We start from the raw sequence: 15,543 nt of genomic DNA, 5'->3' as shown, positions 1-15,543 counted from the left end.
ATCTTCAGGCGCCGTCGGCGCGCAGCGGGAAGACGTTGGGGCGCGCCTCGTCCAGGAGGGTGCCGAGGACGGCGCCGATCTTGTCGGCCGGCATGGGCTTGAAGAAGTGGTAGCCCTGGGCGGCCGTGCAGCCCAGCTCGGCCAGGGCGCTGCGCTGCTCGGCGGTCTCCACGCCCTCGGCCACCACCCGCAGCCCCAGCTCCTGCGCGAGACCCACGGTGGTCCGGACGATCGCAGCCGCCTCCGGCGAGTCCGCCATCTTGAGCACGAACGAGCGGTCCACCTTCAGCTCGTCGACGGCGATCCGGGTGAGGAAGGTCAACGACGAGAAGCCGGTGCCGAAGTCGTCCACCGCGAGCTGCACGCCCATCGACCGGAGCGTGGCCAGCACCTCGTCGATGACCTCCAGCTCGCTCATCACCACCGTCTCGGTGATCTCGAGCACAAGCCGGTGCGCCGGCACCTGGTGGCGACGCAGCGCCTCGCCGATCTCGCCGGGCAGGCGCGGGTCGAGCAGGCTGCGCGCCGAGAGGTTGACCGAGATCGGGATGTCGAGCCCCTCGCGGGCCCAGCCGGCGGCGACCGCGAGCGCCTTGTCGAGCACGTACCGGGTGAACGTGCCGAGCTGCTCGCTGTTCTCCACGGGCCGGATGAAGTCGACGGGGCCGAGCCAGCCGCGCCGCGGGTGCCGCCAGCGGATGAGCGCCTCCACGCCGGTGGGGGCGCCGGTGGCCAGGTCGACGGCCGGCTGCAACGCCAGGACGAGCTGGTCGTCCACCTCGAGCGCCTCGCGCAGCTCGGCCAGCAGGGCCAGCTGGTCGGTGCTCGCCGCGTCCCGGGTGCTGTCGTACGCGGCGACGTTCCCGCCGCCCTCCTTGGCCTGGTACATGGCGATGTCGGCCCGGCGCAGCAGCTCGGTCAGGTCGGCGGTGCCGGCGTCGGCCACCACCACGCCGACGGAGACCTCGACGGACATCCGCACCCCGGCCACCTCGGTCGGCGCCGCGAGCCGCTCGGCGATCTCGCGGGCCTGGCGCAGCGCGTACGCCGTCGGCGCGGCCCGGTCGCCGATCACCGGGACCGACGTCAGCAGCAGCGCGAACTCGTCGCCGCCGAGCCGGCCCAGCAGGTCACCCGAGCGCGCCATCGTGCCGAGCCGGTTGGCGGCCAGCCGGAGCAGCTGGTCACCGGCCGCGTGCCCGAGGGTGTCGTTGACCTCCTTGAACTGGTCGATGTCGAGCAGCAGCAACGCCACGGGGTGGTCGTGGGCGAGCTGCCGCAGCGCCTGGTCGCCCTTGCTGAGCATGGCTGCCCGGTTGATCAGACCGGTGAGCGGGTCGTGCACCGCCTCGTACGACGACCGGGCCGTGACCATCCGCAGCTCGCGGTGCGTCGCCGCGTCGTGCAGCGCCGCGGCGAGGGCGTCCCCGAACGCGGCCATGGCGTCCCGCTCCCGCCCGTTCGGGGGCGCCGACCGGGGAAAGCGCACCCGCAGCCGGCCGACGGACACGCTGCCGACCGTGAGCGGGCGTACGAGTTCGTGCTCGTCGGGCTCCGCGGGCGGCGACCCGGTGACCTCCCGCTCGACGAGGCCGCCCGCGGCGTCACCGCGGTAGCGCTGCCAGCGCCCGTCACCGCGGGCCACGTCGACGTCCACGAGTTCCGCGTGGAACAGGGCGAGCGCCCCGCTCACGGCGGCGCCCGCGACGCCCCGCTCGTCGAGCTGGTTGAGCGCGGCGGTCGCCTCGGCGAAGCTCCGCCAGGTGCGGCGCTCCTGGTCGGCCCGCAGCCGCTGCCGGTAGGTCTGCTGGAGCAGCCAGAGCGGAGGCGGGAGCAGCAGCAGCCAGCGCGGGTCGATCTCCAGCAGCGTGACCACGACGAGGCCCACCGCCACGTTGCCCACGAACATCAGCAGCTTGCCCCGCAGCGCCGCGAGCACGGGCGGCCCGATCGGCACGCCGCTGCGTACGCCCAGCGTGACGCCGCTGAGCCAGGCGGTGACCAGCAGGTACGTCACCGATCCGGCGACCACGGCGGCGGCCAGCGCGGGGGTGGGGGCGGCCAGCAAGGGCCGCCCGACGGCCGTGGTGACCGCCACGGCGAGCGCGGACGCGGCGGACAGCGACGCCGCGATGCGCACGATCTCCAGTACCGGCCGGCGCTCGCCGAACGCGGAGAGCGCCGACCAGGCGAGCCCGGCGCCGAGCAGGGTGGCCGAGGGCAGCCAGCCGGCCGGCGCCAGGTGCAGGCAGATGATCAGGGCGGCCTCGCCCCACGTGATGCTGACCATGCCGGCGCCGGCGCGGAACCGCAGCCGGGCCAGCTGGGCCACGCCCAGGACGGCGACCGCGATGCCGTAGCGGACCGGGGCGGGGATCGCGTCGTCGGCGGGCAGCCCCGAGGGGAGGCTCAACCCGACGGCGGAGGCGACGAGGGCCGTCACGGTGACCGCGGCGGTGAGCACGAGCACGCGTGGCGGAGTGCCGCGCAACCCCAGCCGGTCGGCCTGCTCGTCGGCCCTGCCGGAGGTCACCGACCCGCTCCGTGGGCCGGCCGGTCGGCCGTGCGACGGGCAGCCGCTGCTGTAGTGGTCATCGGCGCCCCCTCCCGCGCACGGCTCGGGGACTTTTGGTCCCCCCGGCGGAAGGCTAAGCCAAACCCGATGGCCGCAACAGGGGTCGGCGGTGGGGTTCGGCGTGAATCACGCGGGGACTACCCGTTCCGGTGCTGCTGGGGGCCGGTGGGAGATTCCGGGGATGAATCCTGTCGGCCGGTCCCGTCTGTCGGATCGGCGACGACCGCGTCCGTCCGACCCGGCTCGCCCGGCCGCCCCTGTGCGGGGAACCGGTCGGGCAGCCGTCGCAGCCGGGAGTTCATGTTGCGGATGAGCAGAACGGTCGCGGCGCTCAGCACCAGGATGAGGAACAGGCCCATCGGGCCGGCCAGGCCACCCGTGCGGGTGTCCCCGAAGTTGTTCTCCGCGAGCACCTGGGCAGCGGTCAGCATGGCATTCCTCCGAAGTGCGGGTCCTGACCAGCGTAGCGCCGGATCGGGTCAGCGGGCACGGGCCGTCTCGCGTACCCCGGCGAAGAGGTCCGACTCGGGCAGCGGACTGTCGACCAGCGAACGGGCCAGGTGGAAGTCCTCGGTCGGCCAGGCGCGCTGCTGGACCTCCATGGGCACCCGGAACCAGAAGCCGTCCGGGTCGACCTGGGTGGCGTGGGCGCGCAGCGCGTCGTCGCGGACCGGGAAGTACTGCGCGCACTCCACCCGCGTGGTGACCTCCGGGCGCACCTCGTCCGGGTTCTCCTCCCAGCGCTTGAGCCAGTCGAGGTAGGGCGACTCGAGCCCCGCCGCGAGCATCGCCTCGTGCAGCGCCATGATCTTGCCCTTGGAGAAGCCCACGTCGTAGTAGAGCTTGAGCGGCTGCCAGGGCTCGCCGAGGTCGGCGTGGCGCTCCGGGTCGCCGGCCGCGTCGAAGGCCGCCACGGTGACCTTGTGGCACATGATGTGGTCGGGGTGGGGGTAGCCGCCCCGCTCGTCGTACGTGGTCACCACGTGCGGGCGGAACTCACGCATGAGCCGCACCAGCGGGCCGGCGGCCACGTCGACGTCCTGCAGGGCGAAGCACCCCTCGGGCAGCGGGGGCAGCGGGTCGCCCTCCGGGAGCCCGGAGTCGACGAAGCCGAGCCAGGCCTGCTCGACGCCGAGGATCGCGCGCGCGGCGTCCATCTCGCCGCGGCGGATCTCCGCGATGTTGGCCCACACGTCGGGCCGGTCGAGCTTCGGGTTGAGCACGCTGCCGCGCTCGCCCCCGGTGCACGTCACGACGAGGACCTCCACGCCCTCCGCGACGTACTTCGCCATGGTGGCGGCGCCCTTGCTGGATTCGTCGTCCGGGTGCGCGTGGACGGCCATGAGGCGTAGCTGTTCTGCCAACTTCGGCACTCCTCGTCTGGGTCGGCCGGGGCGGCCCGCCACGGGCCGCTGACCTGCCGGAATCCTCCCGCCCGCTGATCGGCCGGACGGTCACCTCCGTCGGCCGACCTGCCATGATTGGCACGGAGCCGGGCTGGGAGAATGGACAGAGCCATTCTTGCCGATGCCGCCGACAACAACGCCAGGAGATACCCGCCGGTGAGCGAGACGCACGCCACAATTCCCTCGGGAGCGCCCGTCTTCCCGCCCGGGCGGTACGGCCGCCGCCGAGAGTCGGGCCGGCGCCGCCCGAAGGTGATCGCCGCGGCGGCGCTGGTCGTCCTGCTGGCCGCGCTCAGTCTGATCGCGGTCCGCCTCTACCGGCAGTACGGCGATCCGAACTACGACGTCCAGGTCATCACGTACACGGACATCACGGACACCCAGGTACGGGTCGACTTCCGGGTGACCGTGCCCTCCGGCGGGTCGGCGGTCTGCCTGCTCCGTGCCCGGGACCGCGCCGGCAGCGAGGTGGCCCGGGAGCAGGTCACCGTGTCGGCGGCGCCCGGCGAGCGGCACGTCACCGCGCAGCATCGGCTGACGACGACGGGCCGGCCCTTCATCGGCGAGGTGCTGCGCTGCCGGCCCCCGGCCTGACGCGCGCGACCCACCCGGAGCAGGGAGCCCCGGCCCGGCGTCACCCGTACCGGGGCCGGCACTCCTGGTGATCGTCGCCACCTCGTGTCGTACCGCACTGGTAATTTGGAAGTTCACCTGTCAGCCAGCCACGCACAACTGAGGAGACCGCCTGTGTCCACTGGCAACGAGGCGCCCGCCACCTGGCTGTCGCAGGACGCTTACGACCGACTCAAGGCCGAGCTCGACGAGCACATCGCCAACCGGCCGGTCATCGCCGCCGAGATCAACGCGCGGCGCGAGGAGGGCGACCTGCGGGAGAACGGCGGCTACCACGCCGCCCGCGAGGAGCAGGGCAAGGCCGAGGGGCGCATCCGCTACCTCCAGGAACTGCTGCGCACGGCCAAGGTCGGCGAGGCGCCGTCCGCCGACGCGGTCGCGCCCGGCATGGTGGTGACGATCTACTTCGACGACGACAAGGACGACACCGAGACCTTCCTGCTCGGTTCCCGCGAGATCGCATCCACCACCGACATGACCGTCTACAGCCCCGAGTCGGCGCTCGGCAAGGCCATCCTGGGCGGCCGGGCGGGGCAGACCTGCACCTACACGGCGCCGAGCGGCGCCGACATCAAGGTGACCGTGGTCAGCTTCGAGCCGTTCTCCGGCTGAGCCCGATCGCTGCGGTCCGCCCGCGGCCCGCACCCCTGTCGTTCCGCGCGAGGCGTGGCACCGCCCGGTGTCACGCCTCGCCCGCGAAAACCACCTGATAGCCACTCGCCCGCAGGGCGCTGATGAGCGTGTCCGAGTGCTCCACACCGCGCGTCTCGACCGAGAGCGCCACCTCGACCTCGCCGAGGTGCAGGTGCGGGTGGGCCCGCTGGTGCACCACGTCCACGACGTTCGCCCGGTGCTCCGCGATCTCGCCGAGCAGCGAGGCGAGCTGGCCGGGCCGGTCCGAGCAGCGCACCGTGAAGCGCAGGTAGCGGCCGGCCGCCGCGAGACCGTGCTCGATCACACGCAGCATCAGCAGCGGGTCGATGTTGCCGCCGGAGAGCACCGCCACGACCGGTGCCTCCACCTCCACGACCCCGGCCAGCAGCGCCGCCACGCCGACCGCGCCGGCCGGCTCCACCACCTGCTTGCCGCGCTCCAGCAGCATGAGCAGCGCCCGGGAGATGTCCTCCTCGGAGACGGTGACCACCTCGTCCACCAGCTTGCGCACGTGGGTGAACGTGAGGTCACCCGGCCGGCCGACCGCGATGCCGTCGGCGATGGTGGTGAACGCGGGCAGTCGCACCGGTTCCCCCGCGAGCAGCGACGGCGGGTACGCGGCCGCCCCCACCGCCTGGACGCCGATGACCCGGACGTCCGGGCGCAGCGCCTTGGCCGCCACCGCGATACCGGAGACGAGCCCGCCGCCGCCCACACCCGTGATGATCGTCTTCACCTCCGGGCACTGCTCGAGGATCTCCAGCGCCACGGTGCCCTGCCCGGCGATCACGTCCCGGTGGTCGAAGGGATGGATCAGGACGGCCCCGGTCCGCTCGGCGAAGGTCTGCGCCGCCACCAACGACTCGTCGACCGTGTTGCCGACCAGCTCGACCTGCGCGCCGTACCCCTTGGTGGCGGCGACCTTCGGCAGCGGCGCGTTCACCGGCATGAAGACCGTGGCGTGAGTGCCGACCAGGCCCGCGGCGAGCGCCACCCCCTGGGCGTGGTTGCCGGCGCTCGCCGCCACCACACCGCGCGCCCGCTCCTCCTCCGACAGCCGGGAGATCCGCACGTACGCGCCGCGCACCTTGTACGAGCCGGCGCGCTGGAGGTTCTCGCACTTGAGCCACGTCGGCCCGCCGAGGGCCGCGCTGAGCGGCCGGGAGGGCTCCAGCGGGGTGGTCCGGGTGACGCCGGCGAGCAGCTCCCGCGCGGCCTGTACGTCGGCGAGACCGACCAGATCCGTCATGCCCCGATCGTGCCACCAGCCCCGGTGACGCCCGGCGGCGACGCCCCGGGACCGGGGTTGGGTCGCCCGGGCCGCCAGCGGATCACGCCACGGCGGGCGACCCCGTGCCGACGCGCGGATAGCCGGGCGCGTGCCGGGACCACGGGGCGGCCATCTCGAACTGGCCGGCCACACCGAGCAGCAGCAGCTCCGAGCCGGGCGGCCCGACCAGCTGCGCGGCGACCGGGAGGCCGTCGGGGCGCCGCCCGACCGGCACCACGATGGACGGCAAGCCCGCGATGTTCCACGGCGCCGCGTACGGGGCGTACCGGATGTTGGCCGCCATGTTGGCCCGCCAGGAGCGCGTCGACCAGCCGGCCGCCTCCGGCGGCCGGCCCGCCAGCGCCGGGGTGAGCAGCAGGTCCACGGAGTGGTCGGAGAAGAAGCCGACGGAGCGGTCCCGCCACGCGAGCCGGTCGGCCTCCCGCACGTACCCCCGTCGCTGCGCCCACTCGCCGAGCGCGACGTGCCGGCGGCTGCGCCGTTGCAGGGTGCGCCGGTCGATGCCGGCCGCCGCGACGTCCGCGGCCGCCGCCGCGAACCAGGTGGCGATCCCCTGCAGCCCCAGGCGGGTCGGGTAGACCGGGTCGGCCGGCACCGTGTCGTGGCCGGCGGCGGCGAGCAGCCGGCCCGCGGCGGCGACCGCGTCGCGGTTGGGCGCGTCGGGCGACACGCCGCGCACCGGCGAGCGGAGGGAGACGCCGACCCGCAGCCGCTGCGGGGGCACCAGCTTCTCCGGGCGGCGCCCGGCCAGCACCGAGAAGCCCACGGCCGCGTCCGCGACCGTGGTGCTGAGCATCCCGTGCTCGGTGAGGCCGAACCAGTCGTCGGCGCCGAGTTGGCACGGCACCACGCCCCGGCCCGGCTTGAGCCCGATGAGCCCGCAGCAGGCGGCCGGAATGCGGATCGAGCCGAGACCGTCGTTGCCGTGGGCGATCGGCACCAGCCCGGCGGCCACCGCGGCCGCCGCGCCGCCCGAGGAGCCGCCCGGGGTGCGGCGGAGGTCCCACGGGTTGCGGGTCACGCCGGTGTCGTCGTCGGTGAGACCCCAGAGGCCGAGTTCCGGCATCCGGGTCACTCCCATGATCACCGCGCCGGCGCCGCGCAGCCGGCGGACCACCTCGTGGTCGGCCTCGGCCACCGGCGTACGCACCGCGGCGGAGCCGTTCCAGGTGGGCAGGCCGGCGACGGGCGTGTTCTCCTTCACCGCCACCGGCACACCGGCCAGCGGGAGGTTGGCGAGGTCCTCCTGCTCGTCGACCTTCTCCGCCTCGGTGATCGCCTCCCCGCCGCGTACCGTGCGGAACGCGGCGAGGTCGGCGTCGGCCCGGGCGATGTGGTCGAGGTGGTCCGCGACGACCTGGGTGGCGGAGACGTCGCCGCGGCGTACGCCCCGGGCGATCTGCTTGGCGGTCGCCCCGACCCAGGTCGGCATGATGTCCTGCACGGCCACCCTCCCCAGCCAGCGGTCAGCCCAGCGCCTGCTCCAGATCGGCGAGCAGGTCGTCGACCGTCTCGATGCCGACAGACAGTCGCACGAGATCGGCGGGAACTTCAAGCGGTGAGCCCGCAGCGCTTGCGTGTGTCATCCGGCCGGGGTGCTCGATCAGGGATTCCACGCCGCCGAGGGACTCGGCGAGCACGAAGAGCGTGGCCCGGTTGCAGATCTCCACGGCGTGCTCCTCGCCGCCCGCGGCGCGGAACGAGATCATGCCGCCGAACCGGCGCATCTGCTTCGCCGCCACCTCGTGGCCCGGGTGCGACGGCAGGCCCGGGTAGATCACCTGGGACACCTTCGCGTGCCCGTCGAGGTACGCGGCCAGCCGCTCGGCGTTGTCGCAGTGCCGGTCCATCCGTACGCCCAGGGTCTTGATGCCGCGGAGGGTGAGCCAGGCGTCGAACGGGCCGTTGATCGCGCCCATGGCGTTCTGGTGGTAGCGCAGCTCCTCACCGAGGCCCGCGTCGGCGGCGATCAGCGCCCCGCCGACCACGTCGGAGTGGCCGCCGATGTACTTGGTCGTCGAGTGCACCACCACGTCCGCGCCCAGCGCGAGCGGCTGCTGGAGGTACGGCGAGGCGAAGGTGTTGTCCACCACGAGCAGGGCGCCCGCGTCGTGCGCCACGGCGGCCAGGGCCGCGATGTCGGCGATGCCGAGCAGCGGGTTGGTCGGCGTCTCGACCCAGACGATCTTCGTGCTGCCCGGGCGGATCGCGGCCCGGATCGCGGCCGGGTCGGAGACCTTGGCCGGGGTGAACTCCAGGCCCCACCGCTCCACCACCCGGGCGAAGAGCCGGTAGGTGCCGCCGTACGCGTCGTCCGGGATGACCACGTGGTCGCCGGGCTTGCAGACGGTACGCAGCAGGGTGTCCTCGGCCGCGAGCCCGCTGGCGAAGGCCAGGCCGACCGGCCCGCCCTCCAGCGCCGCCAGGCACTCCTGGAGCGCGTCCCGGGTCGGGTTGCCGGATCGGCTGTACTCGTAGCCGAGCCGCGGCGCGCCGACGGCGTCCTGCGCGTACGTGCTGGTCTGGAAGATGGGTGGGATCACCGCGCCGGTGCGGGCCTCGGGGTCCTGGCCGGCGTGGATGGCGAGCGTCTCGAAGCCGTGACTCATTCCCGTGACGTTAGTCCGCGACCCCCGCCGACCGGGCGCAACCCGGGGTGCGTCACGTCGGCGCGCTGCTTGATCGACTCCGATTCGCCGATGTGGCGGTGTCCGGACGCGCGGGATGCCGCCACATCCGGGATCCGGTGTGGATCAAGCAGGGGCCCCGGCCGGGGCGGCGCGCGGCGGCCGCGGGCTCGACATAGCCTGGTCGGGTGGCCGGGTGTGTGTTCTGCGGGATCGTGGCGGGTGAGGTGCCCGCGTTCCGGGTGGCCGACGAGCCGGACGGAGTCGCCTTCCTCGACACCCGGCCCGTGTTCAAGGGCCACGTCCTGGTGGTGCCGCGCACCCACCTCGTGACGCTCGCCGACCTGCCGCCGGCGTCCCTGCCCGGCTACTTCGGCCTGGTGCAGCGGCTCGCCGTGGCGGTCGAGGCCGGTCTGGGCGCCGGTGGGACCTTCGTGGCGATGAACAACAAGGTATCCCAGTCGGTGCCACACCTGCACACCCACGTCGTCCCGCGGACGAAGGGCGACGGCCTGCGCGGCTTCTTCTGGCCCCGCACCCGCTACGCCGACGACGCCGAGGCGCAGGAGTTCGCGGCCCGGGTCACCGCCGCGCTCGCGCCCGCCTGAGCCGCACGCCCGGCTGAGCCGCGCGCCCGCCTGAGCCGGGGCCCAGCGGGTAAGGATGGGGCACCCGGCGGTGTTGCACAGGCTGGGAAAGCCACGAGAGGAGTCCCACCGTGTTCCTTCGCCGCATGAAGGCCGAGATGATCTCCCCCGACCAGGCCCTGCCGGGCCGCCCGATCGCGATGCCGGTCGCCGACCGGCACGAGGTGCTGGGCACCCCCCTGAAGGGCCCGTTCCCCGAGGGCAGCCAGGTGGCCGTCTTCGGCATGGGGTGTTTCTGGGGAGCCGAGCGGCTGTTCTGGACCCTGCCCGGCGTGATCACCACCTCGGCGGGCTACGCGGGCGGCTACACGCCGAACCCGACGTACGAGGAGGTCTGCTCGGGGATGACCGGGCACGCCGAGGCCGTCCAGGTGGTCTACGACCCCTCCAAGATCAGCTACGAGGACCTGCTGAAGGTCTTCTGGGAGAACCACGACCCGACCCAGGGCATGCGCCAGGGCAACGACGTGGGTACGCAGTACCGGTCGGCGATCTACGCGACCACCGACGAGCAGCTGGCCACCGCGATCGCCTCCCGTGACGCGTTCGCGCCGATCGTGGCCCGCGCCGGCAAGGGTGAGATCACCACCGAGATCGACCGGCTGGGCTCGTACTACCTGGCCGAGGACTACCACCAGCAGTACCTGGCGCCCACGAAGAACCCCAACGGGTACTGCAACCACGGCCCCAACGGGCTGAGCTGCCCGGTGGGCGTGGCCCGGGTGCCGTCCGACCTTCACTAGATCGCTCGGACAGAGCCGGTCCACCGCTCCCCCGCCTACATCGAGGTGGAGATCTGCCGCCTGAGGTGTCGTATCCGCCCGGCGCCGTTCGTAGCAGAGGTGGGGGCAGACGAAGGTCTGCCGAGACGAAGGAGCGGACATGGCCGAGTACCTCATCTACTTCAACCAGCAGTGGGTGGGTGACCACACTGCGGAGTGGTTCCGCGAGCGCGGGCCACTCGCCAGGGCGGTCGTGGACGAGATCAAGGCGGCCGGGGCGTACGTGTTCGCCGGGGGCCTGGAGGAGGACGGCCCCGTCTTCAGTGCCGACGCCACGAGCGGCACGTTGATGTTCGCCGACGGGCCCTACGCCGAAACCAAGGAGTGGCTGGGCGGGCTGACCGTGGTGGACGTGGCCGATGAGGAGACGGCCCGGATGTGGGCCGGCAAGCTCGCGGAAGCATGCGGCTGGCCCCAGGAGGTCCGACGGTTCGGCCGCGGCCCCCAATCCGGTGATGAGTGAGTGAAGAGACGGGCTGAGCTGCCCGGTGGGCGTGGCCCGCACGGCCGGCTGAGCGACCCGGTCAGCGCCCGCCGCCCGTGGCCCCGCGCCGCGGGCGGCACCGCATTCCCACCGCCGTGTGATCGAAATCCGTTGCCGGGCCCCTCGGCGAGTGGATAGCGTGGCGGTACACGGGAAAGGAGGTGGTCCAGACTTGTATAGCAATCGGACTCGTGAGGTGGCTGTCCGCTAGCCGCTGTCCTCGACAGTAGAACCGTCCGCCGCGAGGCGGGCTCAGGCACCATCGTCGAGACCGTGTGGCAGCGGTGCGGCGAATCCACGACAGCCACCCGACCCCCGGGGTGCCGGCCACAGTCCAGCCGGCCCGCGCGCGAGCGCGGAAACCCCGGGGGTCGCTTTCTGTTCCGGCCCGAGCCGGACGACCCGCCGGAGGCCCCCGTGTCGATGCGCGAGCTGGTGGTGCTCGGGACGGCCAGCCAGGCGCCGACCCGGCAGCGCAACCACAACGGGTACGTGCTGCGCTGGGACGACGAGGTGATCCTCTTCGACCCGGGCGAGGGCAGCCAGCGGCAGCTCCTGCACACCACGGTCACCGCGACGGACCTGACCCGGATCTGCGTCACCCACTTCCACGGCGACCACTGCCTCGGCCTGCCCGGCACCATCCAACGGCTCTCCCTGGACCGGGTGCCGCACCCGGTGGCCGTGCACTTCCCGGCCGGTGGCGCGGAGTTCTTCGCCCGCCTGCGGCACGCCACGAGCTTCTACGAGACGGCCGAGCTGCGCGTCGAGCCGATCGACGCCGACGGGCAGCGGATCGCGCTGCGCTGCGGCACCCTGGAGGCCCGCCGGCTGCGGCACCCCATCGAGACGTACGGCTACCGCCTCGTCGAGCCGGACGGCTGCCGGATGCTGCCGGAGAAGCTGGCCGCGTACGGCATCTCCGGTCCCGCTGTCGGGGAGCTGATCCGCGCCGGCCACCTCGACCTCGACGGCCGCCGCGTCACCCGGGACGAGGTGAGCGTCCCCCGTCCGGGGCAGCGGTTCGCCTTCGTGATGGACACCGGCCTCTGCGACGCGGTGTACGCCCTCGCCGAACACGCCGACCTGCTGGTCGTCGAGTCGACGTTCCTCGAGTCGGAGGCCGCGCTCGCCGCCGAGGTCGGCCACCTCACGGCGGGCCAGGCCGCGCGGGTGGCGGCCGAGTCGGGCGTACGCCGGCTCGTGCTCACCCACTTCTCCCAGCGGTACGCCGACCCGCGCCGGTTCCTCGACGAGGCCCGGGCGCACTTCGACGGCGACCTGGTGATCGCCGAGGACCTGATGACCGTTCAGGTTCCGCCACGGCGGGTAGCCTCGGCCGGGTGACGATCACGCTCCGTCCGGCCACCGCCGAGGACCTGATGGCGGTCGGCGCGCTTCACCAGCGCTCCCGCGTGGCCACGTACTCGCCCTTCCTGCCGCCCGAGGCGCTCGTCGAGCCGACTCCCGACGCGATGGGCCGTTACTGGGTCGAGCGGTGGGGCTGGGAGCGCGACGACCACCTCATGACCGTCGCCGAACGGGACGGTGAGCTGGTCGGCTTCACCTACGTGGGCCCGGACGACGAGGGCGACCCGGCCACCGGGCTGCTGAACGCCATCCACCTCGACCCGGCCGAGCGGGGCCGCGGGACGGGACGCGAGCTGATGATCGACGCGCTGAACGGCATGCGGAAGCGGGGCTGGCGGCGCGCCGCGCTGTGGGTCCTCACGGGCAACGTGTCCGCTCGGCGCTTCTACGAGCGGGGCGGTTGGACGCCGACGGGGACCGAGCGGGAGGACCTGATCGGCTCCGTGGTCACGGTCCAGCTCCGCTACGCCCGCCCGCTCTAGGCCGGCGGGGCTGGCACGCCGGAACCAGTGCCGCACGCAGGCGCGCGCTCGACACCAAGATCCGCGCAACTTTCGGGACGTAGTGGCCTCCGTCGCCCCTCGATGCCACTAGTTCAGGGAAGTTGCGCGGATCTTGCGCCACCGGCCGGCGTTCGCTCTGAGCGGAGGCCCGCCGGGCATGGCCGTCGATCCGGAGGCGTTGCCAGTGTCATGGACACCGAGCACACCGCGCCGGAGCGGGCCGAGGCCGCCGCTCTGGACGCGTACTCCCAGGTGGTCACGACCGTGGCGGCCCGGGTGCTGCCCAGCGTGGCCGCTCTGTCGGTGCGGACCGCGCGCGGGGCCGGCGCCGGCTCCGCGGTCACCGTGGGCACCGACGGCCTCCTCCTGACCAGCGCACACGTGGTGCAGGGCGCGCGGGACGGCGTCGCGACGTTCGGGGACGGCACCGAGGCCCGGTTCCGGGTGGTCGGCGCCGACCCGCTGTCGGACCTCGCCGTGCTCCGCGTCGACGAGACCACGGTGCCGCCCGTCGAGCTGGGCGACGCGGACGGGCTGCGGATCGGCCAACTGGTGGTCGCCGTCGGCAACCCCATGGGGTTGGCGGGCTCCGTGACCGCCGGTGTCGTCTCCGGCCTGGGCCGCTCGCTGCCGGCCCGCGACGGCCGGGTGACGCGGCTCATCGAGGACGTCATCCAGACCGACGCCGCGCTGAACCCGGGCAACTCGGGCGGGGCGCTGGCGGACTCGGCCGGCCGGGTGATCGGCGTGAACACGGCGGTCGCCGGGTACGGGCTCGGGCTCGCGGTGCCGATCAACAGCACCACCCGGCAGATCATCGACGACCTCACCACCGACGGTCGGGTCCGCCGGGCCTGGCTGGGTGTGGCCGGGGTGCCGGTGCCGCTGCCGCCCGAGGTGACGGCGCGTACGGGCCAGCGGCGCGGCCTGCGCGTCGTGGAGGTCGTACCCGGCAGCCCGGCCGGAACGGCCGGCATCTACCTGGGCGACGTGATCCTCTCCGCGGGTGGGCGGCCGATCGGCGACGGCCAGGGCCTGCAACGGCTCATGCTGGGCCCGGCGATCGGCAGCCGCCTGCCGGTGACGGTGCTGCGCAAGGGCGCGTTCGTGGACGTGGTGGCGGTGCCGACAGAGCTGGGCCGCTGAGCGACGCCGCCGGAGGTCGCCTCCGGCGGCGTCGTCGGATCAGCGGGCGCCGAGGTGGGCGAGCAGGTCCTGACGGGTGAGCACGCCCTTCGGCTTGCCGTCGACAAGCACGAGGGCGGCGTCGGACTTCTCCAGCAGCCCCACCGCCTCGCTCACCGGCTGCCCGCCGCCGATCATCGGCAGCGGCGCGGCCATGTGCCGCTCGATGGTGTCGTGCAGGTGCGCCTGGCCGGTGAAGAGCGCGTCCAGCAGGTCCTTCTCCGCGATGGAGCCGGCCACCTCGCCGGTGACCACCGGCGGCTCTGCCTTGAGCACCGGGAGCTGGGAGACGCCGTACTCGCGCATGTAGTCGATCGCGTCGCGGACCGTCTCGGTGGGGTGCACGTGCACCAGTTCGGGCAGGCCGCCCGGCTTGCTCGACAGGGCGTCGGCCACGGTGGGCTCGGTGCCGGAGTTGTCGAGGAAGCCGTACCGGGCCATCCACTGGTCGTTGAAGATCTTGGACAGGTAGCCCCGGCCGCCGTCGGGCAGCAGCACCACGACCACGTCGTCGGGGCCGGCCTTGCGGGCCACCTCGAGGGCGGCCACCACGGCCATGCCGCAGGAGCCGCCGACCAGCAGCCCCTCCTCGCGGGCCAGCCGCCGGGTCATCTCGAACGACGCCTTGTCGGAGACCTCGACGATCTCGTCGGCGATGCCCCGGTCGTACGTCTCCGGCCAGAAGTCCTCGCCGACGCCCTCGACGAGGTACGGACGGCCGGTGCCCCCGGAGTAGACCGAGCCCTCCGGGTCGGCGCCCACGACGCGCACCCGGCCGCCGGAGGCTTCCTTCAGGTAGCGGCCGATGCCGGAGATCGTGCCGCCGGTGCCCACGCCCGTCACGAAGTGGGTGAGCCGGCCCTCGGTCTGCTTCCACAGCTCGGGCCCGGTGGTCTCGTAGTGCGAGCGCGGGTTGGCCGGGTTGCTGTACTGGTCGGGCTTCCACGCGCCCGGGATCTCGCTCGCCAGCCGGTTGGAGACGTTGTAGTAGGAGCGCGGGTCCTCCGGCGCGACCGCGGTCGGGCAAACCACCACCTCGGCACCGTACGCCCGCAGCACGTCCTGCTTGTCCTGGCTGACCTTGTCGGGGCACACGAAGACGCAGCGGTAACCCTTGAGCTGGGCGACGAGGGCCAGCCCGACGCCGGTGTTGCCGCTGGTCGGCTCGACGATCGTGCCGCCCGGCTTCAGGATCCCGGCCGCCTCGGCGTCCTCCACCATGCGCAGCGCGATGCGGTCCTTGACCGAGCCGCCCGGGTTCAGGTACTCCACCTTCGCGAGCACCGTGGCCTGGATGCCCTCGGTGACGTTGCGCAGCCGCACGAGCGGAGTGTTCCCGATCATCTCGACGACGTTGTCGTAGTACTGCACCTTCGTTGTGTCCT

The 15,543-nt window shown here is 73.4% G+C and carries 15 protein-coding genes; 8 read left to right on the top strand and 7 right to left on the bottom strand.

What is annotated here, in order from left to right:
- Positions 1–4: 4 nt before the first annotated feature.
- From ACSNOA_RS06185 to mca, 3 genes are all read right to left on the bottom strand, one after another.
- Positions 5–2,533: a putative bifunctional diguanylate cyclase/phosphodiesterase gene (locus ACSNOA_RS06185; protein WP_436656961.1), complete on the bottom strand. Its 2,529-nt coding sequence runs from the start codon at positions 2,531–2,533 to the stop codon at positions 5–7.
- Between the two features lie 179 nt (positions 2,534–2,712).
- Positions 2,713–3,006 carry a hypothetical protein gene (locus ACSNOA_RS06180; RefSeq protein ID WP_436656960.1) on the bottom strand — a complete coding sequence of 98 codons (294 nt, stop codon included), beginning with the start codon at positions 3,004–3,006 and terminating at the stop codon, positions 2,713–2,715.
- Between the two features lie 48 nt (positions 3,007–3,054).
- A complete protein-coding gene (gene mca, locus ACSNOA_RS06175) occupies positions 3,055–3,939 on the bottom strand; it encodes a mycothiol conjugate amidase Mca (protein ID WP_436656959.1) in 885 nt (294 codons plus the stop codon).
- A 198-nt stretch (positions 3,940–4,137) separates the two neighbouring features.
- On the opposite strand from mca, the gene ACSNOA_RS06170 reads away from it, so the two are divergent.
- Together ACSNOA_RS06170 and greA are read left to right on the top strand one after the other, a co-directional pair.
- Positions 4,138–4,575: a DUF4307 domain-containing protein gene (locus tag ACSNOA_RS06170; RefSeq protein ID WP_436656958.1), complete on the top strand. Its 438-nt coding sequence runs from the start codon at positions 4,138–4,140 to the stop codon at positions 4,573–4,575.
- Positions 4,576–4,728: 153 nt separating this feature from the next.
- Positions 4,729–5,226 carry a transcription elongation factor GreA gene (greA, locus tag ACSNOA_RS06165; RefSeq protein WP_436656957.1) on the top strand — a complete coding sequence of 166 codons (498 nt, stop codon included), beginning with the start codon at positions 4,729–4,731 and terminating at the stop codon, positions 5,224–5,226.
- A 70-nt stretch (positions 5,227–5,296) separates the two neighbouring features.
- Here greA and ilvA read toward each other — a convergent pair whose 3' ends face one another.
- The 3 genes from ilvA to ACSNOA_RS06150 all read right to left on the bottom strand — a co-directional run bounded on the left by ilvA (position 5,297) and on the right by ACSNOA_RS06150 (position 9,168).
- Positions 5,297–6,517 carry a threonine ammonia-lyase gene (gene ilvA / locus ACSNOA_RS06160; protein ID WP_436656956.1) on the bottom strand — a complete coding sequence of 407 codons (1,221 nt, stop codon included), beginning with the start codon at positions 6,515–6,517 and terminating at the stop codon, positions 5,297–5,299.
- A gap of 82 nt (positions 6,518–6,599) precedes the next feature.
- Positions 6,600–8,009, bottom strand: a complete 1,410-nt coding sequence (locus tag ACSNOA_RS06155; protein ID WP_436656955.1) for an amidase — start codon at positions 8,007–8,009, stop codon at positions 6,600–6,602.
- Positions 8,010–8,025: 16 nt separating this feature from the next.
- Positions 8,026–9,168, bottom strand: coding sequence for a cystathionine gamma-synthase (locus ACSNOA_RS06150; RefSeq protein ID WP_436656954.1), 1,143 nt, complete (start codon positions 9,166–9,168; stop codon positions 8,026–8,028).
- 206 nt (positions 9,169–9,374) lie between these two features.
- Here ACSNOA_RS06150 and ACSNOA_RS06145 point away from each other — a divergent pair, with 206 nt between their 5' ends.
- From ACSNOA_RS06145 to ACSNOA_RS06120, 6 genes are all read left to right on the top strand, one after another.
- On the top strand, positions 9,375–9,794 hold the full coding sequence (locus tag ACSNOA_RS06145; RefSeq protein ID WP_436656953.1) for an HIT family protein: 420 nt from the start codon (positions 9,375–9,377) through the stop codon (positions 9,792–9,794).
- Positions 9,795–9,904: 110 nt separating this feature from the next.
- A complete protein-coding gene (gene msrA, locus ACSNOA_RS06140; RefSeq protein WP_436656952.1) occupies positions 9,905–10,576 on the top strand; it encodes a peptide-methionine (S)-S-oxide reductase MsrA in 672 nt (223 codons plus the stop codon).
- 139 nt (positions 10,577–10,715) lie between these two features.
- A complete protein-coding gene (locus ACSNOA_RS06135) occupies positions 10,716–11,078 on the top strand; it encodes a YciI family protein (RefSeq protein WP_436656951.1) in 363 nt (120 codons plus the stop codon).
- 438 nt (positions 11,079–11,516) lie between these two features.
- Positions 11,517–12,446, top strand: a complete 930-nt coding sequence (locus ACSNOA_RS06130) for a ribonuclease Z (RefSeq protein WP_436656950.1) — start codon at positions 11,517–11,519, stop codon at positions 12,444–12,446.
- Entirely contained in the window at positions 12,443–12,952 is a 510-nt protein-coding gene (locus tag ACSNOA_RS06125) for an N-acetyltransferase family protein (protein WP_436656949.1), read from the top strand. Before ACSNOA_RS06130 ends, ACSNOA_RS06125 begins: the two co-directional genes overlap by 4 nt.
- 210 nt (positions 12,953–13,162) lie before the next feature.
- Entirely contained in the window at positions 13,163–14,119 is a 957-nt protein-coding gene (locus tag ACSNOA_RS06120; protein WP_436656948.1) for a S1C family serine protease, read from the top strand.
- A gap of 39 nt (positions 14,120–14,158) precedes the next feature.
- Here the strand turns inward: ACSNOA_RS06120 and ACSNOA_RS06115 are convergent, their stop codons facing one another.
- The gene (locus ACSNOA_RS06115; protein WP_436658332.1) at positions 14,159–15,529 is read right to left on the bottom strand and encodes a cystathionine beta-synthase; all 1,371 of its coding nucleotides are present in this window, start codon (positions 15,527–15,529) and stop codon (positions 14,159–14,161) included.
- Positions 15,530–15,543: the final 14 nt, after the last annotated feature.

Origin of the sequence: Micromonospora sp. URMC 103, from assembly GCF_051386435.1 — a bacterium.
Lineage (GTDB): Bacteria > Actinomycetota > Actinomycetes > Mycobacteriales > Micromonosporaceae > Micromonospora.
This window is presented reverse-complemented; position numbering and strand designations above follow the sequence as displayed.

Bases quoted from the DNA above. Each gene is read 5' to 3' on its own strand.
- ACSNOA_RS06180 (WP_436656960.1), bottom strand. From the start codon at position 3,006: ATGCTGACCGCTGCCCAGGTGCTCGCGGAGAACAACTTCGGGGACACC.
- ACSNOA_RS06135 (WP_436656951.1), top strand. From the start codon at position 10,716: ATGGCCGAGTACCTCATCTACTTCAACCAGCAGTGGGTGGGTGACCAC.
- ACSNOA_RS06150 (WP_436656954.1), bottom strand. From the start codon at position 9,168: ATGAGTCACGGCTTCGAGACGCTCGCCATCCACGCCGGCCAGGACCCC.
- ACSNOA_RS06120 (WP_436656948.1), top strand. From the start codon at position 13,163: ATGGACACCGAGCACACCGCGCCGGAGCGGGCCGAGGCCGCCGCTCTG.
- ilvA (WP_436656956.1), bottom strand. From the start codon at position 6,517: ATGACGGATCTGGTCGGTCTCGCCGACGTACAGGCCGCGCGGGAGCTG.